22 protein-coding genes are annotated in these 24,019 nt (G+C 70.9%); 13 read left to right on the top strand and 9 right to left on the bottom strand.

Annotated elements, in window-relative coordinates; all coding sequences use genetic code 11:
- Positions 1–125: 125 nt before the first annotated feature.
- Both ACLBYE_RS19995 and frc read right to left on the bottom strand, forming a co-directional pair.
- The gene (locus ACLBYE_RS19995; protein ID WP_447695491.1) at positions 126–1,058 is read right to left on the bottom strand and encodes a methionyl-tRNA formyltransferase; all 933 of its coding nucleotides are present in this window, start codon (positions 1,056–1,058) and stop codon (positions 126–128) included.
- Between the two features lie 189 nt (positions 1,059–1,247).
- On the bottom strand, positions 1,248–2,525 hold the full coding sequence (frc, locus tag ACLBYE_RS19990) for a formyl-CoA transferase (protein ID WP_020092016.1): 1,278 nt from the start codon (positions 2,523–2,525) through the stop codon (positions 1,248–1,250).
- A 471-nt stretch (positions 2,526–2,996) separates the two neighbouring features.
- On the opposite strand from frc, the gene ACLBYE_RS19985 reads away from it, so the two are divergent.
- The gene (locus ACLBYE_RS19985; RefSeq protein ID WP_012319741.1) at positions 2,997–3,275 is read left to right on the top strand and encodes a hypothetical protein; all 279 of its coding nucleotides are present in this window, start codon (positions 2,997–2,999) and stop codon (positions 3,273–3,275) included.
- Between the two features lie 5 nt (positions 3,276–3,280).
- Here the strand turns inward: ACLBYE_RS19985 and ACLBYE_RS19980 are convergent, their stop codons facing one another.
- On the bottom strand, positions 3,281–3,973 hold the full coding sequence (locus ACLBYE_RS19980) for a hypothetical protein (RefSeq protein ID WP_447695490.1): 693 nt from the start codon (positions 3,971–3,973) through the stop codon (positions 3,281–3,283).
- Positions 3,974–4,410: 437 nt separating this feature from the next.
- Here ACLBYE_RS19980 and ACLBYE_RS19975 point away from each other — a divergent pair, with 437 nt between their 5' ends.
- The 3 genes from ACLBYE_RS19975 to ACLBYE_RS19965 are packed head-to-tail and all read left to right on the top strand — an operon-like array spanning position 4,411 to position 7,804.
- Positions 4,411–6,291: an MHYT domain-containing protein gene (locus tag ACLBYE_RS19975; RefSeq protein WP_447695489.1), complete on the top strand. Its 1,881-nt coding sequence runs from the start codon at positions 4,411–4,413 to the stop codon at positions 6,289–6,291.
- Complete coding sequence (locus tag ACLBYE_RS19970; protein WP_447695488.1) at positions 6,291–6,743, top strand: response regulator; 453 nt, start codon at positions 6,291–6,293, stop codon at positions 6,741–6,743. The genes ACLBYE_RS19975 and ACLBYE_RS19970 overlap by 1 nt, the downstream gene beginning before the upstream one ends.
- Positions 6,740–7,804 (top strand): sensor histidine kinase, encoded by a 1,065-nt coding sequence (locus ACLBYE_RS19965; protein ID WP_020092020.1) that lies wholly within the window; start codon positions 6,740–6,742, stop codon positions 7,802–7,804. The genes ACLBYE_RS19970 and ACLBYE_RS19965 overlap by 4 nt, the downstream gene beginning before the upstream one ends.
- A gap of 10 nt (positions 7,805–7,814) precedes the next feature.
- On the opposite strand, the gene ACLBYE_RS19960 is transcribed toward ACLBYE_RS19965, so the two are convergent.
- Positions 7,815–8,378, bottom strand: coding sequence for a TetR/AcrR family transcriptional regulator (locus tag ACLBYE_RS19960; protein ID WP_020092021.1), 564 nt, complete (start codon positions 8,376–8,378; stop codon positions 7,815–7,817).
- 97 nt (positions 8,379–8,475) lie between these two features.
- On the opposite strand from ACLBYE_RS19960, the gene ACLBYE_RS19955 reads away from it, so the two are divergent.
- From ACLBYE_RS19955 to ACLBYE_RS19940, 4 genes are all read left to right on the top strand, one after another.
- Positions 8,476–9,579, top strand: coding sequence for an efflux RND transporter periplasmic adaptor subunit (locus tag ACLBYE_RS19955; RefSeq protein ID WP_447695487.1), 1,104 nt, complete (start codon positions 8,476–8,478; stop codon positions 9,577–9,579).
- Positions 9,576–10,673 (top strand): efflux RND transporter periplasmic adaptor subunit, encoded by a 1,098-nt coding sequence (locus ACLBYE_RS19950; protein ID WP_447695486.1) that lies wholly within the window; start codon positions 9,576–9,578, stop codon positions 10,671–10,673. Before ACLBYE_RS19955 ends, ACLBYE_RS19950 begins: the two co-directional genes overlap by 4 nt.
- Before the next feature lie 22 nt (positions 10,674–10,695).
- Positions 10,696–13,761, top strand: coding sequence for an efflux RND transporter permease subunit (locus ACLBYE_RS19945; RefSeq protein ID WP_447695485.1), 3,066 nt, complete (start codon positions 10,696–10,698; stop codon positions 13,759–13,761).
- A gap of 178 nt (positions 13,762–13,939) precedes the next feature.
- Positions 13,940–14,161, top strand: coding sequence for a hypothetical protein (locus tag ACLBYE_RS19940; protein WP_012319732.1), 222 nt, complete (start codon positions 13,940–13,942; stop codon positions 14,159–14,161).
- Between the two features lie 15 nt (positions 14,162–14,176).
- Here ACLBYE_RS19940 and ACLBYE_RS19935 read toward each other — a convergent pair whose 3' ends face one another.
- Positions 14,177–14,554: a 4a-hydroxytetrahydrobiopterin dehydratase gene (locus ACLBYE_RS19935; protein ID WP_447695484.1), complete on the bottom strand. Its 378-nt coding sequence runs from the start codon at positions 14,552–14,554 to the stop codon at positions 14,177–14,179.
- Positions 14,555–14,738: 184 nt separating this feature from the next.
- Here ACLBYE_RS19935 and ACLBYE_RS19930 point away from each other — a divergent pair, with 184 nt between their 5' ends.
- The 5 genes from ACLBYE_RS19930 to ACLBYE_RS19910 all read left to right on the top strand — a co-directional run bounded on the left by ACLBYE_RS19930 (position 14,739) and on the right by ACLBYE_RS19910 (position 19,804).
- The gene (locus ACLBYE_RS19930; protein ID WP_447695483.1) at positions 14,739–15,719 is read left to right on the top strand and encodes an ABC transporter substrate-binding protein; all 981 of its coding nucleotides are present in this window, start codon (positions 14,739–14,741) and stop codon (positions 15,717–15,719) included.
- A gap of 60 nt (positions 15,720–15,779) precedes the next feature.
- Positions 15,780–16,517 (top strand): ABC transporter permease, encoded by a 738-nt coding sequence (locus ACLBYE_RS19925; protein ID WP_331299181.1) that lies wholly within the window; start codon positions 15,780–15,782, stop codon positions 16,515–16,517.
- Positions 16,498–17,232, top strand: a complete 735-nt coding sequence (locus tag ACLBYE_RS19920; protein WP_447695482.1) for an ABC transporter ATP-binding protein — start codon at positions 16,498–16,500, stop codon at positions 17,230–17,232. The genes ACLBYE_RS19925 and ACLBYE_RS19920 overlap by 20 nt, the downstream gene beginning before the upstream one ends.
- A gap of 432 nt (positions 17,233–17,664) precedes the next feature.
- Positions 17,665–18,882, top strand: coding sequence for an MFS transporter (locus tag ACLBYE_RS19915; RefSeq protein WP_447695481.1), 1,218 nt, complete (start codon positions 17,665–17,667; stop codon positions 18,880–18,882).
- 34 nt (positions 18,883–18,916) lie between these two features.
- The gene (locus tag ACLBYE_RS19910) at positions 18,917–19,804 is read left to right on the top strand and encodes a LysR substrate-binding domain-containing protein (RefSeq protein WP_447695480.1); all 888 of its coding nucleotides are present in this window, start codon (positions 18,917–18,919) and stop codon (positions 19,802–19,804) included.
- Positions 19,805–19,813: 9 nt separating this feature from the next.
- On the opposite strand, the gene ACLBYE_RS19905 is transcribed toward ACLBYE_RS19910, so the two are convergent.
- The 4 genes from ACLBYE_RS19905 to ACLBYE_RS19890 all read right to left on the bottom strand — a co-directional run.
- Positions 19,814–20,146, bottom strand: coding sequence for a cytochrome c (locus ACLBYE_RS19905; protein ID WP_447695479.1), 333 nt, complete (start codon positions 20,144–20,146; stop codon positions 19,814–19,816).
- A gap of 11 nt (positions 20,147–20,157) precedes the next feature.
- The gene (locus ACLBYE_RS19900) at positions 20,158–21,375 is read right to left on the bottom strand and encodes a molybdopterin-dependent oxidoreductase (protein WP_447695478.1); all 1,218 of its coding nucleotides are present in this window, start codon (positions 21,373–21,375) and stop codon (positions 20,158–20,160) included.
- A gap of 495 nt (positions 21,376–21,870) precedes the next feature.
- A complete protein-coding gene (locus tag ACLBYE_RS19895; protein ID WP_447695477.1) occupies positions 21,871–22,386 on the bottom strand; it encodes a DUF2165 family protein in 516 nt (171 codons plus the stop codon).
- Between the two features lie 71 nt (positions 22,387–22,457).
- Positions 22,458–24,019, bottom strand: a 1,562-nt coding sequence (locus tag ACLBYE_RS19890; protein ID WP_447695476.1) for a hypothetical protein, incomplete at its 5' end; no start/stop codon positions are given.

Here is a 24,019-nt window from a genome sequence, read left to right as displayed (position 1 = left end):
ACACGCTCGCGCAAATCAACGGACAGGGCAGACGCCATCGGCTCTCCTCCTCGGAAAGCCGACCATCGAATCACATCACCGCCGCGGCCGAAACCCTACACGATTCAATCCGGTCGGTGACCGCTCTAGAGCCCGAGAAACTGACCGACCGCCAGCCCGGCCTCCCGGGCGTACTCGGCGGCCGCGACCTTCTTGCCGCCCTCCGCCTTGACCTTACGGATCTCGAGCCGGCCGCCCTGCGCGCAGACGCTGAAGCCCTCGTCGTCGACGGCGATCACCTCGCCGGGCTTGCCGACGACGTCGGCGAGCTTGCGGATCCGATGCAGGCTGCAGTCGAAGATCTGGAGCTTCTTGCCGTCGTGCGTGGTCCAGGCACCGGGTGCCGGGTTGGCCGCGCGGATCACGTTGTAGATCTGCTCGGCGTGGGCCGACCAGTGGATCTCCGCCTCGGCGCCGCGGAACCAGCCCTCGTAGCTCGCGGCGTCCTCGTCCTGATCGATCTCGACATGCTGGCCGGCCACCACGAGGTCGGCCGCCTCCAGCATGGCCTCGACGCCCATGGGGAACAGGTTGTCGAAGTAGACGTCGCCGAGGGTCGCGTCGGCGCCGATCGGGCAGGATTTCTGCAGGATCACCGGCCCCTCGTCGAGGCCGTCGGTGGGCCGGAAGATCGTCAGGCCGGTCTGCAACTCGCCCCGGGCGATCGGCCAGTTGATCGAGGACGGGCCCCGGTAACGCGGCAGCAGGCTCGGATGATACTGGATGGTGCCGTGCTTCGGGATATTGACGAAGCTCTGCGGCGCGAACTGGAGCACGTAGGCCATGATGCCGATATCGGCGTTCAGGCCGCGCATCGCGTCCTCGGCCTCCGGGCTCTTCAGGCTGGGGAACTGGAAGACCGTCAGCCCCTTCTCGACGGCTGCCGTCTTGAGGACGTCCGGCTTGGCGCCGGGCTTCTCGGGCGCGCAGAACACCGCCGCAACCTCATCGCCTCGTTTGAGGAACGCCTCCAGGACCGCTTTTCCGAAATCCTGTTGACCGATGAAGGCGATGCGCATGCAGGCTCCTGGGTGTCATCCGGACCCTGTGCGGGGCCGGGGAGAAACGGACCGAACGCGGGCTCGGCGGCGCGACCGTGCCCCGGCTGTCGAACGGCGTCACCCGGAATCCGGGGCCGCGCTTCACGCACGCCCCCGGATTGTAACATCGGCGCTCCAGGGTCTCGCCCCCGGATCGCCGGAGACCGATCACTCCGCCGCGATCTTCTGGACCGCGCCGATCGCGCCGGATTCGGCGATCTCGCCGACCTCGGCCTCGGAGTAGCCGAGCACGGAGCGCAGGATCTCGTCGGTGTGCTCGCCGAGGAGCGGCGAGCGGGTGACCTCGCTCGGGCTCGCCGACAGCTTGATGGGGTTGCCGACGGTCAGGTACTTGCCGCGGGTCGGGTGATCGACCTCCACGATGGTGCCGGTCTTCCGCAGGGACTCGTCCTCGGCGATCTCCTTCATCGACAGGATCGGGCCGCAGGGGATGTCGTACTTGTTCAGGGTGTCCATCACCTCGAACTTCGACACCTTCATCGTCCAGGCCTCGATCCGCGTGAAGATCTCGTTGAGATGCGGCAGGCGGGCCTTCGGTGTCGCGTAGTTCGGATCGGTCTTCCAATCCGGCTCACCGATGATGTCGCAGATCGGCTCCCAGACGGCGGCCTGGGTGATGACGTAGATGTAGGAGTTCGGGTCCTGCTCCCAGCCCTTGCAGCGCAGGATCCGGCCCGGCTGACCGCCACCGGAATCGTTGCCCGCGCGCGGGGTCGCCTCGCCGAACGGGATGCCCTCGCCGAACTGGCTGTACTCCCGGAGAGGCCCGTGCGCGAGACGCTGCTGGTCGCGCAGCTTCACCCGGCAGAGGTTGAGCACGCCGTCCTGCATGGCGCAGTCGACCTTCTGGCCGAGGCCGCTCTGGGTCCGGTGGTAGAGCGCCGTGACGATGCCCAGGGCGAGGTGCAGGCCGGTGCCGGAATCGCCGATCTGCGCGCCCGTCACCATCGGGATCCCGTCGCGGAAGCCCGTCGTCGAAGCGGAGCCGCCGGCGCACTGCGCGACGTTCTCGTAGACCTTGCAATCCTCGTAGCGGCCCGGACCGAAGCCCTTCACGGAGGCCAGGATCATTCGCGGGTTGACCTCGTGGATCTTCTCCCAGGTCAGGCCCATGCGGGCGAGGGCGCCGGGCGCGAAATTCTCGACCAGGACGTCGCATTCCTTGATCAGCCGCCAGAGAACTTCCTTGCCCTTCGGGTTCTTCGAGTCGAGCGTGATCGACCGCTTGTTGTGGTTCAGCATCGTGAAATAGAGGCTGTCCACGTCCGGGATGTCCTGAAGCTGCTGACGCGTGGCGTCCCCCGCGCCCGGCCGCTCGACCTTGATGACGTCGGCGCCGAACCAAGCCAGGAGCTGCGTACAGGTCGGGCCGGATTGAACGTGGGTGAAGTCCAGGATGCGGACGCCTTCGAGGGCCTTGGTCATGATCGGTCTCGGAGCTGGAGTCGGTTTGGGGATGTCGGCGGGCGGCTCAGGCCGCGCGGGATACCGGTTCGATGCCTGCACGGGCCCGTGACGCGCGTGCCGCGACTGAGGGGCAGGGGCCTTCCATCCTCGAACGGATCATGTCTGTTCTCCCTCCCACAGCGCGGTCCCGTCGTATCGCGACACCGTCACGCGGACCCGGGGTGACGAGTCCGCCAATTTGTATACCACATGCCATTCGCCGGATGCGAGTGCCTATTGTGGACGCCTCCGGCAGCGGCCGATGCCCGACCGTAAGCCGGTGCGGGCTCGCGCTCAACACGCTGCACAGCGTGCATGGTGTCCGGAGCGGCGCCCCCTTGGCATTCGCCGACAGGCGGTCCATGATTTCGCCAAAATTGCCCCCGCCGCGGGATGAAAAACGCGCCGCGACCGTGGGTGAAACGATGTAACGCTGCACGAGGAACGCCCATGCTCGCCAGCACCAGCCTGATCAAGTCGTCCTGGATCGCCGTCGACGTCGCCCACGACCGCGCCGAGCGCGTCCTGGTGGTCGAGACCTACATCGCCGTCAGTCCGCTGGAACCGAATTACGACGCCGCGCAGTACGAGCGGGTGCTCGCCTGCGTTCAGAAGGTGCTCAAGACGCACCCGGAGATCGACCGCGCGTCGATCCTGAGCATGCATCGCGGCTCCGGCTGCACGGCTCTGTTCCGCGACACGCCCGCGAAGCAGCCAGCGGCGGCCTGAGGCGTTCAGGCCTCGCCGCCCTCGGTCGGTCGGGACAGGTCCGGCGGCTCGAGGGCGACGCGGGCCGCGTGGAACCACCAGAGCGGGATGTCGCGATTGGCCTTCGCCAGTTCCGACGCCCATCCCTCCTTGGGCATGACGTCGGCCCGGTCGGCGAACAGGCGCAGCGCCGCCTCCGCGCGTTCCCGTCGGCACCGCTCCTCGATCGCCCGCCGCTCGGCCTCCGCCCGGGCGTCGGTCTGCTCGATGAGGCGCCGGGTCGCGAGATCGTCGGCGTCGAAGGCGAATTGCTGCCAGAACGCCTCGGCTTCCCGCGCGACATCCCGCTCGCGGCGCAGCGTCGCGAGCGCTTCCTCCGCATTGTGCCGCGCCGTCTCGGCCGCCTCGGCGCGGGCGACGAGGCGGTTGTTCGCTTCCAGCAGCTCCCGCTCGCGCTCGGGCGACATCCGCTGGCGCCGCAGCACCCGCAGTTCCTCCTCGTCGGCATGGCGGGCGGCCATCAGGTCCGCCAGCGGACCGGCCGCCAGGGCGTCGGCGGATCGGCGATAGTGCTCGCGCAGGCCCGGGTGCCGGGCCTCGAGGTCCGTGTCGGTCCAGGCGGCGCGATCCTCCCCGTCCGTCCGCTCGCAATCGTACAGTGCCTGCGCCAGGGCTTCGCGCAGGTCGTCCGGAAATCGTGCCGCGGCGTGTCCGTTCATGAACCTGCATTCGCGTTGAGCGCTCGACAGAACCTAGAACGCGCGCGCCCGCCGGGAGAGACCGTCGCCGTGTGACGAACGCGTTTTTTTTCGACGTGGCTCGGGCGCGCGGCTGCGGCGATACGCGCCTGTCCGCCGAAGCGTTCCGGCTGTGATGACAGCGTCGCCGTCACCCAGCCTCCGGCGCGCATCCTGTCTGTTGGTCTCGTCTGACGGGGTCGCGGTGGATCATCGCTGACCCTGCTTGCCTGAGCCTGTGTGGCGCGCACCGCGATGCCGATCGCGGTGGCCGATCCACTCTGCTCCCGGCGCCGGTCGCGGGGCTCGCCGACGCGGCTCGATATCCGGGATCTCGATGCGTCTCGGAATCGCGATAGCGCCGACGGACCACCCGGGATACATCGCGAGGAGGCTCCTTCACGCGTCGATCGCAGTCGATGGTCCATACTGGCTACAATCCGGCGCTGGTCGCCCTGTCGATCGGCCTCGCGGTCTTCGCGTCCTACACCGCGCTGGACCTGGGCGCGCGGATCCGCGGGCCCGTCGCGGGACTGCGCTGGCCGTGGATCGCCGGCGCCGCCCTCGCCATGGGCGGGGGGATCTGGTCGATGCACTTCATCGGCATGCTGGCCTTCGAGATGGGCCTGCCGGCCGCCTACGATACCGAGCTCACGCTCCTGTCACTCGCGATCGCAATCGCGGCGACCGGCGCCGCCTTCCTGTGGGTGGCGCGCGTCGGCGAGGGGCTTGGCAGCCTTCTCGTCGCCGGCCCGCTGATGGGCCTGGGCGTCGCCGGCATGCACTACACCGGCATGGCGGCGCTGCGGATCCCCGGCGACCTCGCCTACAGCCCGGCGATCATCGCGCTCTCGGTGGCGATCGCCGTGACCGCGGCGACCGCCGCCCTGTGGCTCTCCTTCCGGCAACACGGCGTCTGGCAGAAGCTCGTCGCGGCCTGCGTGATGGGCCTCGCGGTGGCGGGCATGCACTACACCGGCATGGCGGCGGCGACGATCACCGCCGAGGCGGGCGGCGCCCACGCCGCCCACGCGGTGACCGGCGCCCCGGCTCAGCAGAACCTCGCCCTCTACGTCGCCGGCGCCACGTTCCTCATCCTGTTCCTGGCGATGCTCGCCTCGTCGCTGGACCAGCAGCGCGTCCAGCGCGAGCTCCAGGCGAGCGAGGCGCGGTTCCGGGCCGCCGTGCAGGCCGTGCGCGGCGTGCTCTGGACCAACGATGCGGCGGGCCGGATGCTCGGCGAGCAGCCGGGCTGGAGCGCGATCACCGGTCAGACGCGGGCGGAGTATCAGGGCTACGGCTGGGCCGACGCTGTCCACCCCGACGATATGGAGGCCTCCGTCGAGACGTGGAACGCGACCGTCCGGGCGCGGCGCACCTACGTCCACGAGCACCGGGTCCGGGTCCGCGACGGGACGTGGCGACACTTCGCGATCCGCGCGATCCCGGTCCTCGACGCGCGCGGCGAGATCCGCGAGTGGGTCGGCGTCCACACGGACATCACCGAGCAGCGTCAGGCCGAAGCCGACCTGCGCGAGTCCAACGAGGAGATCCAGCGCTACGCCTACATCGTCAGCCACGACCTGCGCGCGCCGCTGGTCAACGTGATGGGATTCACGAGCGAGCTGGAGGCGACCCGGACCGAGGTCGCCGCGGCCCTCCGGGATCACCCGGCGGCAGAGCGGCTCGACGCCGATTTCGGCGAGGCGCTCGGCTTCATCAAGGCGGCGGTGAACCGGATGGAGGGGCTGATCGCCGCCATCCTGAAGCTCTCGCGAGAGGGCCGGCGACAATTCTCGCCCGAGGCCCTCGACATGACGAGCCTGCTCCGCGGCGTGGCCGACGCCCAGCGGCATCAGGCGGAGGCGATCGGGGCCACGGTGACGATCGCCCGCGACCTGCCCGAGATCGTCGCCGACCGGCTCGCGATCGAGCAGGTCTTCGGCAACCTGCTGGACAACGCCGTGAAGTACCTCGACCCGGGCCGGCCCGGGCGGATCACCGTCACGGCCAAGGCCGTGGGCGAACGCGGCGTCTGCTTCTCCGTCGCCGATAACGGCCGGGGGATCGCCGCGCGGGACCATGCCCGCGTGTTCGAACTCTTCCGCCGGTCGGGCGCCCAGGACCGCCCGGGCGATGGGATCGGTCTCGCCCACGTGAAGGCGCTGGTGCGCTCGTTCGGGGGCCGGATCGAGATCCGTTCAGAACTCGGTGTGGGCACGACGTTCGACGTGACCTTGCCGCACGGGACAGTTACAGCGGTCCGGATCGACCCCGAACCGGCGCCCATCGCCGCCTAATGAGCGTGGAGCGGCCCGTGCACCCCGTCAGCATCGTGATGATCGAGGATGACGAGGGTCATGCGCGCCTGATCGAGCGCAACATCCGACGCGCCGGCGTCAACAACGACATCGTGCCGTTCCGCAACGGCACTTCGGCGCTGGAGTATCTGCTCGGGCCGGACGGCTCCGGCGAGGCGAGCGCCCGACGGCACCTGCTGATCCTGCTCGACCTCAACCTGCCGGACATGACCGGCCTCGACATCCTCGAGAAGGTGAAGGCGAACCCGCACACGCGCCGGTCCCCGGTGGTGGTCCTGACCACGACGGACGACAGCCGCGAGATCCAACGCTGCTACGACCTCGGGGCCAACGTCTACATCACCAAGCCGGTGAGCTACGACGGATTCGCGAACGCGATCCGCCAGCTCGGGCTGTTCTTCTCGGTCATGCAGGTTCCGCAGAACCCATGACCGCGCGGCGTGCCAGCGGGGACGGCACCGCCGCGGCGGCACGCATCCTCTACATCGACGACGATCCCGGCCTCGGCCGCCTGGTCCGTCGCGCCCTGGAGGCGCGCGGCTACGCGGTCGAGCTCTGTCCCGACGGCGCGGCAGGGCTGGCGCGGCTCGCCCAGGGCGGGATCGACGCCGTCGCCCTCGACCACCACATGCCGGGACAGACGGGCCTCGACCTTCTGCCGGAGATCCGCGCGCTGCCCGAAGCGCCGCCGGTCATCTACGTGACCGGCTCCGAGGACAGCCGCGTCGCCGTGGCGGCCCTGAAGGCCGGAGCGGTGGACTACGTCTGGAAGGACGTCCAGGGTCAGTTCCGGGAGCTGCTCGGCGAGGCCGTCGCCACCGCCCTCCGGCAGGAGAGCCTGCGGCGCGACAAGGAGCGGGCCGAGGCCGAGATGCGCGAGGCACGCGACCGCGCCGAGCTGCTGCTGCGCGAGGTCAACCACCGCGTGGCCAACTCCCTGGCCCTCGTCGCCGCCCTGGCGCACATGCAGCGCAACGCCGTCACCGACCCGGCCGCCAAGGCGGCGCTCGACGAGATGCAAGCCCGGATCTCGGCGATCGCCGGCATCCACCGCCGCCTCTACACGTCCGACGACGTCGAATCCGTCGAGCTCGACGCCTACCTGCAGAGCTTGGTCGAGGAGTTGCAGGCCGCCATGCGGGCGAGCGGTCGCGACCACGCGATCCGCCTTCGTGCCGCACCGGTGCGGCTCTCGACCGACAAGGCCGTGTCGGTCGGCGTGGTCGTGACCGAACTCGTGACCAACGCCTACAAGTACGCCTACCCGGTCGGCACGTCGGGCGAGATCCGCGTCGCGGTCGAGCGGGACGCCGCCGACACCGTGCTGCTCGCCGTCGAGGACGACGGAATCGGCTGGACCGGGGAGGGCGAGGTGCGCGGCACCGGTCTCGGGTCGCGCATCGTGCGCGCCATGGCGTCGAACCTGCGCTCGGCCCTGTCGTACGCCCCCCGGAGCGCCGGGACGCGCGCCGTCCTCGCGTTCCAGGCCTGAGCGTCCGGATCTAGCCGCCGGCTCGCCCGGCGATGCGGTCGAGGGCCTCGAGCATCGGCGCCAGGGCGTCCTCGTCGAGTTGCTGGAAGCCCAGCGCCCGGCTCATGAACAGACCGAGGATGGCGAAGTACAGGACCGAACCCTCGCCCGGGGGAGCGCCCTCGATCCGTCCGAGCTGGTCCAGTTGATCCGCGACGAACGCCTGAAAGTCTTTCTGCGCCTCCGGTGACTCCATCGATGCCAGGAGGAGTGCGCGCGCCGCTTCGTTGTCGTCGCAGTAATGCCCGCGGATATGCGCCACCATCGCCCTGGGAAGCTGCGACGGGCCGGCGGGTATCTCCCGCGCGCAGGCGTCGATCTCCGCGCGCACGTCCGCGAGCTTGCGGGCGACCAGCGCCCCCACCAGGGCGTCCTTCGAGGCGTAATGGTGCAGGACGCCGCCTTTGCTCAGCCCGGCCTCGGCCGCGACCGCGTCGATGGTCAGCCCGCGGACGCCTCCCTTCAGGAGAACGGCCGCGGCCGCCTCCAGGATGATCTCGGGGCGCGCCGCCAGTCGCTGTCGCTTCGCCTGCATCACGGACCTGTACTAAAAACCGTCTGGACGGTATGTAACAGATGGCGTAGGAACGCGCCACGCAATTCGCACGAGTCGCGCCGACACGGTCGATCGCATGAACCGCATCGCTTTCCTTCTATCGGCATCCGCGCTGCTGATGTTAACCGCGCTCGCGTCGATCGGGTGCGCCCAGGCCGCGCCCGAGACGGCGCTCGACTCCGCCGTGGCGCGCGTGCGGGTCGTGCAGGCGCGTCGCACACCGATGGCGCTCGACGTGGTGGTGACCGGCGACGTCCAGGCCCAGGCGCAGGTCAATGTCTCGTTCCGGACGAACGGGAAGGTCGCTGAGCGGCGCGTCGAGGTCGGCGACCACGTCACGGCCAATCAGGTTCTCGCCGTCCTCGAACCCCTGACGCAACAGGCGAATCTCGACAACGCCAAGGCCGCCCTGGCTTCGGCCGAGGCGCTGCTGACGCAGGCGAAGATGTCGTACGAGCGCCAGAAGCAGCTCCTGGCCGGCGGCTTCACGACCCGCTCGACCTACGACAATGCCGAACAGGAGCTGCGCACCACGCAGGCGGCGGTCGACTCGGCCAAGGCGGCGCTGGGAACCGCGCAGGAGCAGTTCTCCTATACCGAGTTGCGCGCGGGCGTGTCCGGCGTGGTGACGAGCCGCAGCTTCGAGGTCGGCCAGGTGGTCCAGTCGGGCCAGACCGTGCTGGTCGTCGCGCAGGACGGGCCCCGCGACGCGGTCTTCAACGTCTACGAATCGCTGCTGGCCCAGCCGCCGGCCGGCGACACCGTCGCGGTGGCGCTGCAGTCGGACCCGTCGGTCACCGCGGTCGGGACCGTGCGCGAGATCTCGCCCACCGTGGATGCCGCGAGCGGCACGGTGCGGGTCAAGATCGGCCTCAAGTCGACGCCCGCCGCCATGGGGCTCGGGGCCGTCGTGATCGGCCGCGGGCGCTTCGCGCCGCACGAATCGGTGATCCTGCCCTGGTCGGCGCTCTACCGCTACGACGGGAAGCCCTCGGTGTGGGTCTACGATCCGGACCGGAAGACCGTCTCTGTCCGCGCGGTGGAGATCGACCGCTTCGGCCCCGATATCATCGCGCTGAAGCGCGGCGTCGAGCCGGGCGAGCGCGTGGTCGTCGCCGGCATCCAGTTCCTGCGTCCCGGCCAGACGGTCGCGGCCGCCGAGATCGGAGACCGCCCATGACGGCGCGCGCGTATCTCGTCCTGGGCCTCCTCGCGACGGCACTGGCCGGGTGCAACGGTCACGGCGAAGAGGCGGGCGAGGCCGCGGCAGCCCCGGTCCGTCCGGTCCTGACGCAGGTGGTCGTGCTGAGCGACACCGTCACGTTCGGGCCGTTCGCCGGCACGATCGAGCCGCGCTACCAAGCACAGCTCGGCTTCCAGATCCCCGGGCGCATGGTCGCGCGGGACGTGACCATCGGCGACCTCGTCACCCGCGGCCAGCGCCTCGCGGCCCTCGACACCATCGTGACCCGTTTCGACCTGACCCGCGCCGAGGCCGACCTGGCCGACGCGAAGGCGCAGGCCGAGAACGCCGAGGCCGCGGAGTCGCGGACCCGGCGCCTGATGTCCGGAAACGCCGTCTCCCAGGCGACGCTCGACCAAGCGGTCGCCAAGCGCGAGACCGCCCGGGCCCGGGTGGATCAGGCGATGGCGAGCCTCCAGAAGGCCCGCGACCAGATGGGCTACACCGAGCTGAAGGCCGAGTTCGACGGTGTCGTGACCCAGCGCCTCGCCGAGGTCGGCCAAGTGCTCAGCGCCGGCCAGGGTGTCGTGACCGTGGCGCGGCCCGACGTCCGCGAGGCGGTGGTCGACATTCCCGAGGCCCATGTCGGGGCTCTGCCGGCGGACGGCGTGTTCACCGTCGCGCTCCAGAGCGCGCCGGAGCTGACGGCGCGCGGGCGCGTCCGCGAGATCGCGCCCCTCGCCGAGTCGGGGACGCGGTCCAAGCGCATCCGGATCACCCTGGACGATCCCGGCCCGGCCTTCCGGCTCGGCGCGACCATCAACGTGTCGCTCATGCGCAAGGTCGCGCCCACCGTCCTGCTGCCCGCCTCGGCGCTGCTCGAGGACGGTGACCGCCGCTCGGTCTGGGTCGTGTCGCCCGACGGGAAGTCGGTGGCGCGCCGCGACGTCACCGTGGCGGCGCGGGACAACGCCGAGGACGGCCGCGTCGCGGTCGTCGCCGGCCTGAAGGCCGGCGAGCGCGTCGTGGTCGCGGGCGTCCACGTCATCAAGGAAGGCCAGGCCGTGCGCCTGACCGACGGCGCCGTCTGATCCGGCCGCACGGGGTTTTCGCGTGAAGGACTTCAACCTTTCCGACTGGGCGCTCGGGCACCGCTCGTTCGTCTGGTTCCTCATGCTGGTCTCGCTGATCGCGGGCCTGATGGCCTACACCCGCCTCGGCCGTGAGGAGGATCCGCCCTTCACCATCAAGACCATGGTGGTGCAGACCACGTGGCCGGGCGCGACCATCAAGGACACCCTCGATCAGGTCACCGACCGGATCGAGAAGGAGCTCCAGCAGCTCAACGGCCTCGACTTCGTCCGCAGCTACACGACGCCCGGATCGTCGACGGTTTTCGTCCAGTTCCGCGACACGCTCAAGAAGAACGAGATCCAGCCGGCCTTCTACCAGGTCCGCAAGCGGCTCGGCGACATCAAGGGTCAGTTCCCGGAGGGCGTGCAGGGTCCGTTCTTCAACGACGAGTTCGGCGACGTCTACGGCAATATCTACGCGTTCACGGCCGACGGCCTGACGCACCGGCAGCTGCGCGACTACGTCGAGGGCATCCGCACCGAGGTCCTGCGGGTGCCCAATATCGGCAAGACCCAGCTGATCGGCACGCAGGACGAGACGATCTACCTCGACTTCTCCACCCGGAAGCTCGCCGGCTACGGCATCGATTTCCAGGCCCTGATCAAGGCCCTGCAGGCGCAGAACGCGGTCTCGGCCTCCGGCGTGGTGCAGGCCGGGCCGGAGCGCATCTCGCTGCGGGTCAGCGGCTCCTTCGCCTCCGAGGCCTCGCTCCAGGACTTCAACCTGCGGGTCAATGACCGCTTCTTCCGCCTCGCCGACATCGCCGAGATCAGCCGCGGCTACGAGGATCCGCCCGCACCGCTGTTCCGGGTAGACGGCAAGCCCGCGATCGGCCTCGCCATCGCGATGCGTCCGGGCGCCAACCTGCTGCATTTCGGAGAGGCGCTGAAGGAGCGCATGCGCGCCATCGAGGCGACCCTGCCACTCGGTGTCGGCGTCCACCTCGTGTCGGACCAGCCCAAGCAGGTCGAGCACGCGGTCGGCGGCTTCACCCAGGCGCTGGTCGAGGCCGTCATCATCGTGCTGGGGGTGAGCTTCGTGAGCCTCGGCGTCCGGGCCGGCCTCGTCGTCTCGGTGTCGATCCCGCTCGTGCTGGCGATCGTCTTCGTCGTCATGCAGATCATGGACGTTACCCTCCAGCGCATCTCCCTCGGCGCGCTGATCATCGCGCTCGGCCTCCTCGTCGACGACGCCATGATCACCGTCGAGATGATGGTGGCCCGCCTGGAGCGGGGCGACACGCTGCGGAAGGCCGCCACCTTCGCGTACACGTCGACGGCGTTCCCGATGCTGACCGGGACTCTCGTGACGGTGGCGGGCTTCCTGCCGATCGGCTTCAACGGCTCCGGCGCGGGCGAGTACACCTACTCGCTGTTCGTGGTGATCGCGGCCTCGCTGCTGGTCTCCTGGGTCGTGGCGGTCCTGTTCGCGCCGCTCGTCGGCGTCACGCTCCTGCCGAAGACCATGAAGCACCACACGGAGAAGGAGGGGATCTTCACGCGCCTGTTCGTCCGGGCGCTGCGGCTCGCCATGCGCTGGCACTGGACGACGGTGGTGGTCTGCCTCGGGCTGATGGCGGCGGCCATCGTCGGGATGGGGCACGTGCAGCAGCAGTTCTTCCCGTCCTCGGACCGGTCCGAGGTGCTGGTCGACCTGACTCTTCCGCAGAACGCCACCATCGCCGAGACCCGGGCGCAGATGGACCGGTTCGAGGCGAACCTGAAGGGCGATCCGGACGTGACGAGCTGGTCGTCCTACGTCGGCGAGGGCGCGGTGCGCTTCTACCTCCCGCTCGATCAGCAGCTCGCCAACGCGTTCTTCGGCCAGATCGTCATCGTCACGAAGTCGCTGGAGGTGCGCGACCGCGTGATGGCGCGCCTGCAGACGATCGGCCTGCGCGACTTCGTCGGCACCGACGTGCTGGTGCAGCCCCTGAGCCTCGGGCCGCCCGTGGGCCGCCCGGTGCAGTACCGCCTCAGCGGCCCGAACATGGAGACGGTGCGCCGCCTGTCGCTCGACCTCGCCAACGTGGTGGCGGCCGACAAGCGCCTCGACGTGCCGACCTTCGACTGGAACGAGCCCGGCAAGGTCCTGCGCGTCGAGATCCTCCAGGACAAGGCGCGCCAGCTCGGCGTGACCAGCCAGGACGTCGCCGGCATCCTGAACGGGATCGAGGGCGGGCAGGCGATCACGCAGGTCCGGGACTCGATCTACCTCGTCAACGTCGTCGGCCGCGCCCGCGCTGCCGAGCGGTCGTCGCTGGACACCCTGCAGTCGCTGCAGGTCGGTCTCGCTAACGGCACGGTGGTGCCGGTGCTCGCCTTCGCGCGGATCGGCTACGATCTCGAGCAGCCGATCGTCTGGCGCCGCGACCGCCTCCCGACCGTGACGGTGCGCGCCACGATCCACGACGCGACACAGCCGGCCACCATCGTGGCCGCCCTGCAGCCCGGCCTCGACGCCTTCATCAAGGCGCTCCCGGAGGGCTACACGGTCCAGACCGGCGGCGCCGTGGAGGAATCCGCCAAGGGCCAGGGCCCGATCGCGGCCGTGGTCCCGGTCATGCTGCTGGCCATGGCGTTCCTGCTGATGATGCAGCTCCAGAGCTTCGGCCGGATGCTCCTCGTCTTCACCGTGGCGCCGCTCGGCCTGATCGGCGTGGTGCCGGCGCTGCTCCTGTTCGACAAGCCGATGGGCTTCGTCGCCATCCTGGGCATCCTGGCGCTCATCGGGATCATCATCCGCAACGCGGTGATCCTGGTGAGCCAGATCGAGGAGTTCCGGGCCGAGGGGATGGCGCCCTGGCAGGCGGTCTTCGAGGCGACGCACCATCGCATGCGGCCGATCCTCCTGACCGCCGCCGCGGCGAGCCTGGGCCTGATCCCCATCGCCCGGGAGGTGTTCTGGGGGCCGATGGCCTTCGCGATGATCGGCGGGATCCTGGCGGCGACCTTCCTGACGCTCCTGTTCCTGCCGGCCCTCTACATCGGCTGCTACCGCATCCGCCCGGAGACGGGCGGCGCGCCGGCGACCCACGCCGGCTGATCGGCCGGATCACGCGATCGCGGCGCCCGCGGGCGCCGCGAGGAACGGTCGGCCCGCCCCTCCGCCCCCTCAGGGCGGGCCGACCGTGACCAAGTTTCACGCGGGCCGGGCCGCACCGCCGGAAACCCGGCGGTACTCCCGCGCGTAGGGTGCGACGGAAACGAGGACCGTCTTGCCCATGAACGCCTTCATCGCCGTCGTCCTGGTCTGCGCCAACGGGATCGCCCAGGATTCCTGCACGGACGCCCAGGCGCTCGAGGTCCGCAAGGTCCGGGTCGCCAACGAACTCGGCTGCGCCACCGGCTGGCAGGAGATCATCGCCCGCACCGAGCTGCGCGAGGAGATCGGCAAGACCGCCTACCTGAAGACGGAGTGCCGCCGGGTGAAGGAGCCGCGGTGACGCCCGCGGCGGCCGCTACTTCTCGTACTTGATGTAGGCGAAGCGCGGATCGGTCGGCGTGCCCTCGAGCCCCTGTCCCTCCAGGGCCGGCTGCCAGGAGACGACCTCCTCGATCTTCCGGGCGAGGGCGAAATCCTTATCGGTGATGCCCTTGGCCGCGTGGTTCATCAGCCGGACCTCGACCCAGGCGTAGGAGGCCGTGATGTCCGGATGGTGCCACGCCGCCTCGGCGAGGTGGCCGACCGTGTTGATCACCATCAGGGTGCTCTTCCAGCCGGACGTCTTGTAGGTGCGCCGGATCCACCCGTCCTCCAGCCGCCAGGCGGGCAGCTCGGCCTTCAGCCGCGCCTCCACGGTCGCGTCGTCCAGTGCGCCCTCGCGTCGCTCGCTCATGATCCAACTCCGATGAAACCGTCGCGGCCGAGGGTGCCGCCGCGGCCGGTTGCGCGCAAGCGTGTTTGCCACGGTGGACGGAAACCGGTGTGAGCCCTATGACCTTTTGGCAATGGCGTCCGGCTCGATCGGCACTCCAGTCTGCCGCCGCTGAAGACTGCGCAATACGATGGGAGAAGGCGTGATGCTGTCACGGCGCGCGATGCTCGCCGGGGGCCTGCTCGGCGGCCTCGGCCTGCGGGCGGCGCGCGCCGACGTGCCGACGATCCGCCTCGGCAGCCTGCCCTTCGGCACGTCCACCTGGGAGGCGGCGGTGATCAAGGCCCGCGGCCTCGACACGGCCAACGGCTTCGCGCTCGACGCGGTCAAGCTCGCCGGCAACGACGCGGCCCGGATCAGCTTCATCGGCGGGCAGGTCGACACGATCATCGGCGACCTGCTCTGGGCCGCCCGCCTCGGCAACGACGGCCAGGCGGTCCGCTTCATTCCGTACTCGACCTCCGAGGGCGGCGTGATGGTGCCGGGCGGCAGCCCGGTGAAGAGCCTGAAGGATCTCGCGGGCAAGCGCCTCGGGGTGGCGGGCGGCCCCCTGGACAAGAACTGGCTCCTCCTCCGGGCACAGGCCAAGGACGCGGCCGGCATCGACCTCGAGCAGGCCGCCGAGATCGCCTACGGCGCCCCGCCGCTGATCACGCTGAAGCTGGAGCAGGGCGCCCTCGACGCGGCGCTGACCTACTGGACCTACTGCGCCCGCCTCAAGGCCAAGGGCTATCGGCAGCTGGTCGGGGCCGAGGACATCATGCACGCCCTCGGCGTCCCGGGCGACGTGGCGCTGATCGGCTACCTGTTCCAGGACGCGACCGTGAAGGAGAAGCCCGCGGCCGTGGCGGCCTTCGCCCGGGCCTCGCGCGCCGCCAAGGACATGCTCGCCTCCGACCCGAGCACGTGGGAGATCGTGCGCCCGCTGATGGCGGCGGAGGACGAGGCGACCTTCGAGGCCCTGAAGCACGATTTCCTGGCCGGCATTCCGCGCCGCTCCATCGCGGAGGAGCGCGCCGACGCCGAGAAGCTCTACGCGGTGATGGCGCGGCTCGGCGGCGCCCGCCTCGTCGGAAAGGGCAACGCGCTCCCGCCGGACCTCTACTACACCGGCCGCAATGGTTGAGGCGGCCGCCCGGCGGGCGCGCGTGTCGACCGTCAAGACTACCAGGACCATCGGGACCGCATGGGCGCGCTGACCCGTATCGCGTCCCTGGCCGTGCTCCTCGCCGCCTGGCAGCTCGCCGCGATGGAGGCGGGCTCGCGCCTGCTGCCGGCGCCCCTCGCGGTGCTGCGCTTCATCGTTCAGGAGGCGGAGCGCGGCGACCTCGCGCATAACGTGGGCATGACGCTGCTCCGCGTGGCGATCTCCTTCACCGTGGCGATGGTCCTCGGCGTCCTCCTCGGCGTCGCGCTCGGACGGTCCAAGGCCGCCGACCTCACCCTCGACACGCCGCTGCTCGTCCTCCTGAACACGCCCGCCCTGGTGATCACGGTCCTGGCCTATGTCTGGGTCGGCCTCACCGAGACCGCCGCGATCCTGGCGGTGGTGCTCAACAAGCTCCCGAACGTCGCGGTGATCGTGCGCGAGGGCGCGCGGAATCTCGATCCCGGGCTCGACGAGATGGCCCGCGCCTACCGGCTCGACCGGCGCAGCTGGGCCCGCGACATCCTGATCCCGCAGCTCCAGCCCTACATGGTCACGGCAGCGCGGTCGGGCCTCTCGCTCGCTTGGAAGATCGTGCTGGTGGTGGAGCTGCTCGGGCGCCCGGACGGGGTGGGCTTCGCGATCAACTACTACTTCGTCCAGAGCACCGACGTGGCGGCCATCATCGGCTACAGCCTCGTCTTCATGGCCGTGATGATCGGCATCGACGTCCTCCTCCTCCAGCGGCTCGAAGCCTATGTCCGTCGCTGGCGCTGAGCCCGTCCTCCAAGTCGCGATCGCGTCGAAATGGTACCGGCCCGCCCGGACCGAGCCGGTCGAGGCCGTCCGGAACCTGACCTTCGGCGTCGGCGCCGGGGAGATCGTCTGCCTGATCGGGCCGTCGGGCGCCGGCAAGACCACCACCCTGCGGATCCTGCTCGGTCTCGACACCGCGTTCGAGGGCCGCGTCTCCGGCGCGGATCGGGCGGGCATCGTGTTCCAGGAGCCGCGGCTGCTGCCCTGGCGCAGCGTCGAACACAATGTCCGCCTCGGCTTGCCCCGGGCACGGCGCGGGCGCGATCTCGACGATCTGTTCGCGCGGCTCGGCCTGACGGCGTGGCGGACGCGCTACCCGAAGGCCCTGTCGCTGGGCATGCAGCGGCGCGTGGCGCTGGCGCGCGCCCTGGCCGACGGCCCGCGCGTCCTCGTCCTCGACGAACCGTTCGTGTCCCTCGACGACGCCGCCGCCGCGGAGCTGCGCGGCCTCGTGGTGGACACGGTGGACCGGGTCGGCATGAGCGTGCTGATGGTGACGCACAACGTCGCCGAGGCGATCGGGATCGCGGACCGGCTGCTCCTCGTGTCGCGGCGCCCGGCGAGTCTCATCGCCGACGTGCGCCTCGACCGGCCGCGCCGGGAGCGCGACCGCGCCTGGGCCGAGGCGACGCGGGCGAACCTCGCCGCACAGCATCCGGAGATCATCGCGCAGTGACGCGTGTCGCGCCGGCCGTTCGGCCGATGCCAGAGGTCGATCCCCGGCCAGACAAGCCATTTCCCCGCGGGATCCGAGCGGCGTAGGGTCGCTGAGGGAGGTGCGGATCAGCGTCGGCGGGTCGTTCGCGCGGGAGGTGCTGGAACGGGGCACCTTCACCTACGCGGCGGAGGCCGTGTCGGGCGGCGCGGCGAGAGCCTCCCTGTTGGAAGAGCCGCGGCAGGCGCGACCGCTCGGGATCGCTGCCGCACGGCGGGCGATCCTGCGGCGAGGGACCGGGCGGCACGGTTTGTCATCGCGTCGCGATACGGACGAGAAGGTCGCCGCTATACCGGTGCCCTCGTCGAACCGGCTCAGGCCGCGGTCGACCCAGCGCCGCGACGACCGCCAATCCGACCGGCCGCGGAGCCCTATCGAATCCAGAGCGTCCCGATGTCCCGCACGTCCCCCTCGGCCATCGACCGCGCGCCCGTCGCCGACCGGTCGGGCACCGGCAACGTGGTCAGGCTGGCCGTCGCGCAGGCCCTCGCCGGCGCGAACTCGACCGTCGTGTTCGCGACGGGCGCGGTCGTCGGCAACATGCTCGCGCCGAGCAAGGTCCTGGCCACATTGCCGATCTCGATCTTCGTCGTCGGGATGGCCGCCTGTGCCCTGCCGACCGGCAGCATCGCCAGGCGCCACGGGCGCCGCACCGTCTTCATGGTCGGCACCGGGTGCGGCGTGCTCGTCGGCCTGCTCTCGGCCTGGGCGATCGTCGCGGCCAGTTTCTGGCTGTTCTGCGCGGCGATGTTCCTCGGCGGCGCCTACGCGGCCGTGGTCTTCTCGTTCCGCTTCGCCGCCGCGGATTGCGTACCGGCCGACCGCCGGCCGCGGGCGCTGTCGGCCGTCATGGCCGGCGGCGTCTTCGGCGGGGTGATCGGGCCGCAGCTCGTCACCCACACCATGAACCTGTGGCCTCCCTACCTGTTCGCCGCCACCTTCCTGGCTCAGGCCGCCGTCGCCGCCGCGGCCGCCCTGATCCTGGCGGGCGTTCGCCTGCCGCGACCGGCCGCCGGGTCCCTTTCGGGCGGACGACCGCTGGCCGTCATCCTCGCGCAGCCGCGCTTCGTGATCGCGGTGATCTGCGGGGCCGTGTCCTACCTCCTGATGAACTTCGTCATGACGGCCGCCCCGCTGGCCATGCGCCTGTGCGGCCACGCGCAGGAGGATGCCAATCTGGGCCTGCAGTGGCACGTCATCGCCATGTACGGCCCGAGCTTCTTCACCGGGCGGCTGATCACGCGCTTCGGCGCTTCCCGCGTGGTGGCGACCGGCCTCACCTTGACGGGAGCGGCCGCGCTCGTCGGACTCGCGGGCGCGGATGTCGGGCATTTCTGGCTGTCCCTCATCCTCCTCGGCGTCGGCTGGAACTTCGGCTTCGTCGGGGCCTCCGCGATGGTGCTGGACTGTCATCGCCCGGAGGAGCGGACGCGGGTGCAGTCGATCAACGACTTCATCGTGTTCGGACTGGTGGCGGTCGGTTCGTTCTCGTCCGGGGGCCTGCTCACGAGCTACGGCTGGGACACGGTCCTCTGGGTGTCCTTCGCGCCCTTGGCGCTGGCCGCGACGGCGCTCGCACTCACGACAGGGCGCGGCGCGAAGGCGTGGTAGCCTGGATCGTCCCTCGCGGTCGCAGAGCCCGTCGATGACCCTCGATCAGTTGCGCATCTTCGTGGCGGTCGCCGAGCGTCAGCACGTCACCCGCGCGGCCGAGGCCTTGAACATCGTCCAGTCGGCGGTCAGCGCCGCGGTGTCCGGGCTGGAGGAGCGCCACGCGGTGAAGCTGTTCCACCGGGTCGGCCGCGGCATCGAGCTGACCGATGCCGGTCGCGTCTTCCTCGAAGAGGCCCGCGCGGTGCTCGCCCGCGCCGAGGCGGCCGAGCGGGTCTTGGCCGACCTGAGCGGCCTGCGGCGGGGAAGCCTGCGCGTCCACGCGAGCCAGACCATCGCCATCCACTGGCTGCCCCGCCATCTCGTCGCGTTCCGGGCCGCCCATCCGGACATCACGATCCGCCTCGCCGTGGGCAACACCGCGGAGGTGGCGCGGGCGGTCGCCGATGGTTCGGCCGAACTCGGCTTCGTCGAGGGCGAGGTCGAGGATCCGGTCCTGGCGAGCGCGGCGGTCGCGCAGGATCGGCTCGTGCTCGTCGTGCCGGCCGGCCACCCCTTCTCGGCCCGGGAAACCCTGACGGCCGCCGATCTCGCGGGCCACCCGTGGGTGCTGCGCGAGGCGGGCTCCGGAACGCGCTCCGCCTTCGAGGCGGCGCTCGCGGCGGCGGGGCTGGCGCTCGCGGATGTGACGGTGTCGCTCGAGCTGCCCTCCAACGAGGCCGTGCTCGCCGCGATCGAGGCCGGGGCCGGTGCGAGCGTCCTGTCGGAGGCGGTCGTGGCGGGCAAGCTGGCTGCCGGCGCGCTCGTCGCGCCGCCGTTCCCGTTGCCGGCACGGACCTTCCGGATGCTGCGCCACCGGGAACGGTACTGGAGCCGCGCCGCGGACGCCCTGCTCGGCCTGATCCGGGACGGGGCGCCGTGAGCGGCGCGGTCAGGGCCGCGGTTTGAGCGCGGCGAGATAGTCGATGATGGCCTGCCGGTCGGCGGGATCCACGCTCGCCTTGTAGCTGTGGATCATCTTGTCGACGATCCCGCTCCACTGCGCTTTCGACAGGGCGGGCTGCGTGAGAATCATCCCGGCCGAGTGACAGGCGAGGCAGGTGTTGCTGGTCGCCTCGGCGCCCGGTCCCGCCGGGAAGACCTGATCGGACGTGGGCCACTCGACCTGCTGCGACGTGAAGCGCATCGGCTCCGGCGCGGCGGCCGCGGAGACGGGGATCAGGGCGAGCGCGGCCAGGCAGCGCGCTGTTGGCGTCAGGGACATGAAACTCCTCCTCAGGCGACCTGGAGCGTCACGGTCTCGACGCCGTTTTGCATGAAGCCCGCGCCGTTCCAGACCGGGTCCATCGGCTGCGCGAGTCCGTTCGTGTTGGTGCAGCGGACCTTGATGGCGCGGGTGCCGGTCGCGAGGGCCGGCAAGCCGACGTCGAAGCGGCGGAAACTGTAGGCGCCCGCGTCGGCCCCGAGCCGCGTCGGCGTCCACGACGCGCCGCCGTCGGTGGAGATCTCCACGGACCTGACCCCGCAATCGCCCCCGAAGGCGATGCCGCGCACGGCCACCGCCGCGCCGGCCGCGACCCGGGCGCCGTCCTGCAGGTTCGTCACGAAGGCGCGCGGCACCATGCGGTCGATCGGCACCGTCTTGAAGCCGGTCTGGCCGGGCCGAACGTTGGCTCCCGGGACGTCCGGGATGCGATAGGCGGTCTCCATCCAGTACTGATCGTCGGGCCTGTCCAGAACCTCGATGTCCGACAGCATCTTGACCCAGTAGGTCGAGTACCGGCCCGGAACGACGAGGCGCAGGGGGAAGCCGTTCAGCAGCGGCAACTGCGCGCCGTTCATCGCGTAGGCGATCATCACCTCGCCGTCGCGGGCATGGTCGAGGGTTAGGGATTTCCGGAAGTGCGGCGCATCGCTCACGACCGGCTCGTCGAGGCCGGCGAAGCGCACCTGCACGGCCCCGGCCCTCACGCCGGCGCGGTCGAGCACGTCCTTCAGGCGCACGCCGGTCCAGAGGGCGTTCCCCATCGCGCCGTTGGCCCACTGCGCGCCGGGGACCCGCGGCACGAACAGGCCCCGCGAATTGCCCGAGCACTGGTTGACCGCCGCGATCTCGAACCGCGGCATGCCGGCGAGTGCGTCGAGGGAGAGTGACAGGGCCGTCTCGACGTGGCCGCGCACTGTCAGGCGGAAGGAAGGCGCGTCGATCGCGGTCGGGATCTCGGCCCAGTGCCAGCGCACGTAGAAGCGGTCGTTGGGGGTGAACACGCCCTCGTCGAACACCGCGAAGGGTGTCTCCAGCAGCGGCGGCCGGGTGCGCTGCAGGATCATCGCGCCCTTCCCGGGGAATGCGGTCGTGACCGCGCGCTGCTCGGGACCGCCGGGCAGGGGGAGTCTGACCGTGCCGGCGGCCCAGGCCGGGGCGGCCGCAGCGAGGCCTCCGAGGCCGAGGCCGGCCAGCACGGCACGGCGGGGAAGGGCGGATTGGCTCACGGCGGTGTCTCCTCAACAGCGTGGGGTAACTCGATTTCCGGTGCTCTGCGGTTTGCAGAACGCGGCTCCACGGTCCGATCTCTCTCCTGACGCTCCTCGAATTGGACCCGGGCATCGCGCGATGCCGAGAAGGCGGATCAGGTTGAGGCTGACGGCGGTGAGCGCGGCGAGCGAGGGTGCAGGTCCGGGACTCGGCCGACGATCGCGGCCTCGACCGCCTCGGGCCGACGGATCCGAGGCTGACCGCGAGGCAGGAGTGAAGCCTGGCTACGGAACCGCGGATGCGGCACGCGATCCAAAGGGGATTGGTCCTGCGCGACACGGCTCGGCTCTGGGACAGGGAGCCACCATCCCTCTCGCCGAGCGTTCAATCCAACAGAACTTATCGAACGAACTGATCGTGATTCCCGATCGTTCCGGATAGCGGTGCGGCGAACTTCGAGAACTCGGTCGGCACGACAGCCCCCGCGTCGGGGCAGCGCCGGCCGCTCGATCTCAGCCCCTACGGCCCGCCTCCGGATCCTCGGCCTCGGGCAGGGCGACGTAGATCATCACGCCGAGGACCGTCATGGCGAAGCGAAAGGCGGATTGCTGGCCATTCCAGACCTTCGACATCCACATGCCGAACCACTCGGCGCCGATGCCCAGGAAGCCCGCCTGCCAGACCAGGAAGCCGACGCTCAGGCCGGCGATCGCCCAGGTCTTGGCCCGGTCGAAGTCGCCGCGCGGGGCCCGCAGCCGCGCGAGCATCAGCGCGACGCCGATCCAGAGCAGGAGCGCCGTCACAGCCTCCGCGGCGACGATCATCGCGAAGGCGCCGCGCTGCAGTGCCGGATCCGTGATCGCGCGGTCGGCGATGCCCGAATCCGGCAGGATCGTGTCCATCGACAGCACGTGCTGCACGAAGGCGAGATTCACCGCCGGATCCGTGACGTTGCCGTACACGACCAGCGTGCAGGTCATCGCCAGGGCCCCGACGAGGGCGGCCTTCGAGAGGCGGACGGCGAGCATGAGCGGCCCCTCCTGACATGCGGGCGTCGCCATCGGAGCCGGGCCATGGCCTCGGCCGATCGCGGCGTCCCTCAGTTCGCCTTAGCCTCGACCTCGAGCCGGTCGAGGACGGCGGCCGGCGAGCGCGCCGCGCCCAGGTCGATGAAGCCGATCCCCGCGGGCTCCTTGGACTTGGCGTGCACCACGAGCTTGCCGGGCTTCATCACGAACTGGCCCATGGCCGCGCCGATCCCCTTGGCGGCCGCGCTGTTGCCCAGGATGATCGGCACGCCGAGCAGGCTGGCGGTGACGTATTCCTTCCGGAGTTCGTCCGGCTTGAGGCTGAGATCCTTCGACTGCGCGGCCAGGAAGCGCTCGAACAGGCCGGCATTCTCGACCGTCAGGTCCAGGGTCTTGGCGCTGCCCGAGAACATCACCATGGTCGCCGCCGGCAGGGTGCCGGAGAACAGTTCGGGCCCGATGCCTCCGAGCGTGCCGGACAGGCGGATCGTGCCGATGTCCCGCCCGGAGATCGTGACCTCGCGCAGGGCGAGGTCGCGGGCCTTCTCGTCCAGGCTCGCGTCGGCCACGAGGTCGAGGTCGAGGTCCCGGTAGCCGTAGGCCGGCAGCAGGCCGACGAGGGGCGCGCCCGCGAGCAGGTCGGCGGGCAGGCTCAGGCCGGTGAGGCTGATGCGGGTCGCGCTGGGCACGCCGTCGGTCAGCGGGCCGAAGGCCAGGGCCGCCTCGCGCAGGGCGATGCGGGGGGACGGCCGCGGCGACACCGTGACCGCCAGGGGATCCGCGGTTCTGTCGGCCGGCCTGGGCTCGGGTGTCCGCGCCGACCGGCCCGGCTCGGGCAGGGCGCCGCGGGCCGGGGGCCGGACGTCGCGCGGCGGCGCCCGCTCGGCCTCCGCCTCGGGCGGCAGGTCGATCGACAGGTCAGTGAGGGTGAGCGTGCCGAGCTTCGGCGTGAGGCGGCGCATCTCGACGTCGGAGAAGCCGGCGCCGCCCGTCGGCTCGGCGGCGATGCCCTGGAGGGTCGCGACGGTCGGCGCCAGGGAGGTCCCCAGCGCGGCCACGCGGCCGACATGGATCCGCAGCGCGCCGCGGGTCATCGACAGGTTGTCCAGGGTGGTAGCGCCCTCGGAGCCCGAGGAGGTGTAGGCGGCCCGGCCGATCTCGAACAGCACCGGCCCTTTCGGATCGGTGTCGCTGACGCTCAGGCCCTGCATCTCCAGGCTGCCGACCGAGGTGGCATCGATGAGGTCGGCGGCGGCGGCAGCCAGCGGTCGGCGGTCGCTGGCGCCGTCGAAGCCGTTCGCCACGATGGCGAAGGCGCCGCTCCAGCCGTCCGGGACCTGCCGGCCGCCGAGGTCGCGGCCGTCGAGGCGGGCAATCTTCACTGTGGTGCCGCGCGCGTCCGAGTAGGTGACGTCCGAGACCTGGATGGTGCCGTAGACGCGCTGGACCGGTCCCTTGCCGTCGCCGGGCACCGTGTAGAGCCGGCTGAGCGCGGCGAGATCCAGGTCGGTGGCGCGCACCTGACCGTAGGTCCCGGACCCGCGGTTCGGCCCCGCGACGGAGCTGACCGTCGCCCCGGGCCCCCCCCGCCCCCCCCCCCCCGCCGCGCGGGCGTGGCGGGGCGGCCCCGCGC

The sequence above is a fragment of the Methylobacterium sp. A52T genome, assembly GCF_053346095.1.
The sequence above is the reverse complement of the archived record's forward strand: the minus strand, read 5'-3'. Positions and strand labels throughout refer to the sequence as shown.

Coding starts and splice junctions, on each gene's coding strand:
- ACLBYE_RS19935 (WP_447695484.1), bottom strand. CDS start 14,554: ATGAGCGAGCGACGCGAGGGCGCACTGGACGACGCGACCGTGGAGGCG.
- ACLBYE_RS19995 (WP_447695491.1), bottom strand. CDS start 1,058: ATGCGCATCGCCTTCATCGGTCAACAGGATTTCGGAAAAGCGGTCCTG.
- ACLBYE_RS19975 (WP_447695489.1), top strand. CDS start 4,411: ATGGTCCATACTGGCTACAATCCGGCGCTGGTCGCCCTGTCGATCGGC.
- ACLBYE_RS19960 (WP_020092021.1), bottom strand. CDS start 8,378: ATGCAGGCGAAGCGACAGCGACTGGCGGCGCGCCCCGAGATCATCCTG.
- ACLBYE_RS19940 (WP_012319732.1), top strand. CDS start 13,940: ATGAACGCCTTCATCGCCGTCGTCCTGGTCTGCGCCAACGGGATCGCC.
- ACLBYE_RS19905 (WP_447695479.1), bottom strand. CDS start 20,146: ATGTCCCTGACGCCAACAGCGCGCTGCCTGGCCGCGCTCGCCCTGATC.
- ACLBYE_RS19925 (WP_331299181.1), top strand. CDS start 15,780: ATGGGCGCGCTGACCCGTATCGCGTCCCTGGCCGTGCTCCTCGCCGCC.
- ACLBYE_RS19920 (WP_447695482.1), top strand. CDS start 16,498: ATGTCCGTCGCTGGCGCTGAGCCCGTCCTCCAAGTCGCGATCGCGTCG.
- ACLBYE_RS19980 (WP_447695490.1), bottom strand. CDS start 3,973: ATGAACGGACACGCCGCGGCACGATTTCCGGACGACCTGCGCGAAGCC.
- ACLBYE_RS19955 (WP_447695487.1), top strand. CDS start 8,476: ATGAACCGCATCGCTTTCCTTCTATCGGCATCCGCGCTGCTGATGTTA.
- ACLBYE_RS19985 (WP_012319741.1), top strand. CDS start 2,997: ATGCTCGCCAGCACCAGCCTGATCAAGTCGTCCTGGATCGCCGTCGAC.
- ACLBYE_RS19930 (WP_447695483.1), top strand. CDS start 14,739: ATGCTGTCACGGCGCGCGATGCTCGCCGGGGGCCTGCTCGGCGGCCTC.
- ACLBYE_RS19910 (WP_447695480.1), top strand. CDS start 18,917: ATGACCCTCGATCAGTTGCGCATCTTCGTGGCGGTCGCCGAGCGTCAG.
- ACLBYE_RS19965 (WP_020092020.1), top strand. CDS start 6,740: ATGACCGCGCGGCGTGCCAGCGGGGACGGCACCGCCGCGGCGGCACGC.
- frc (WP_020092016.1), bottom strand. CDS start 2,525: ATGACCAAGGCCCTCGAAGGCGTCCGCATCCTGGACTTCACCCACGTT.
- ACLBYE_RS19950 (WP_447695486.1), top strand. CDS start 9,576: ATGACGGCGCGCGCGTATCTCGTCCTGGGCCTCCTCGCGACGGCACTG.
- ACLBYE_RS19895 (WP_447695477.1), bottom strand. CDS start 22,386: ATGCTCGCCGTCCGCCTCTCGAAGGCCGCCCTCGTCGGGGCCCTGGCG.
- ACLBYE_RS19915 (WP_447695481.1), top strand. CDS start 17,665: ATGTCCCGCACGTCCCCCTCGGCCATCGACCGCGCGCCCGTCGCCGAC.
- ACLBYE_RS19970 (WP_447695488.1), top strand. CDS start 6,291: ATGAGCGTGGAGCGGCCCGTGCACCCCGTCAGCATCGTGATGATCGAG.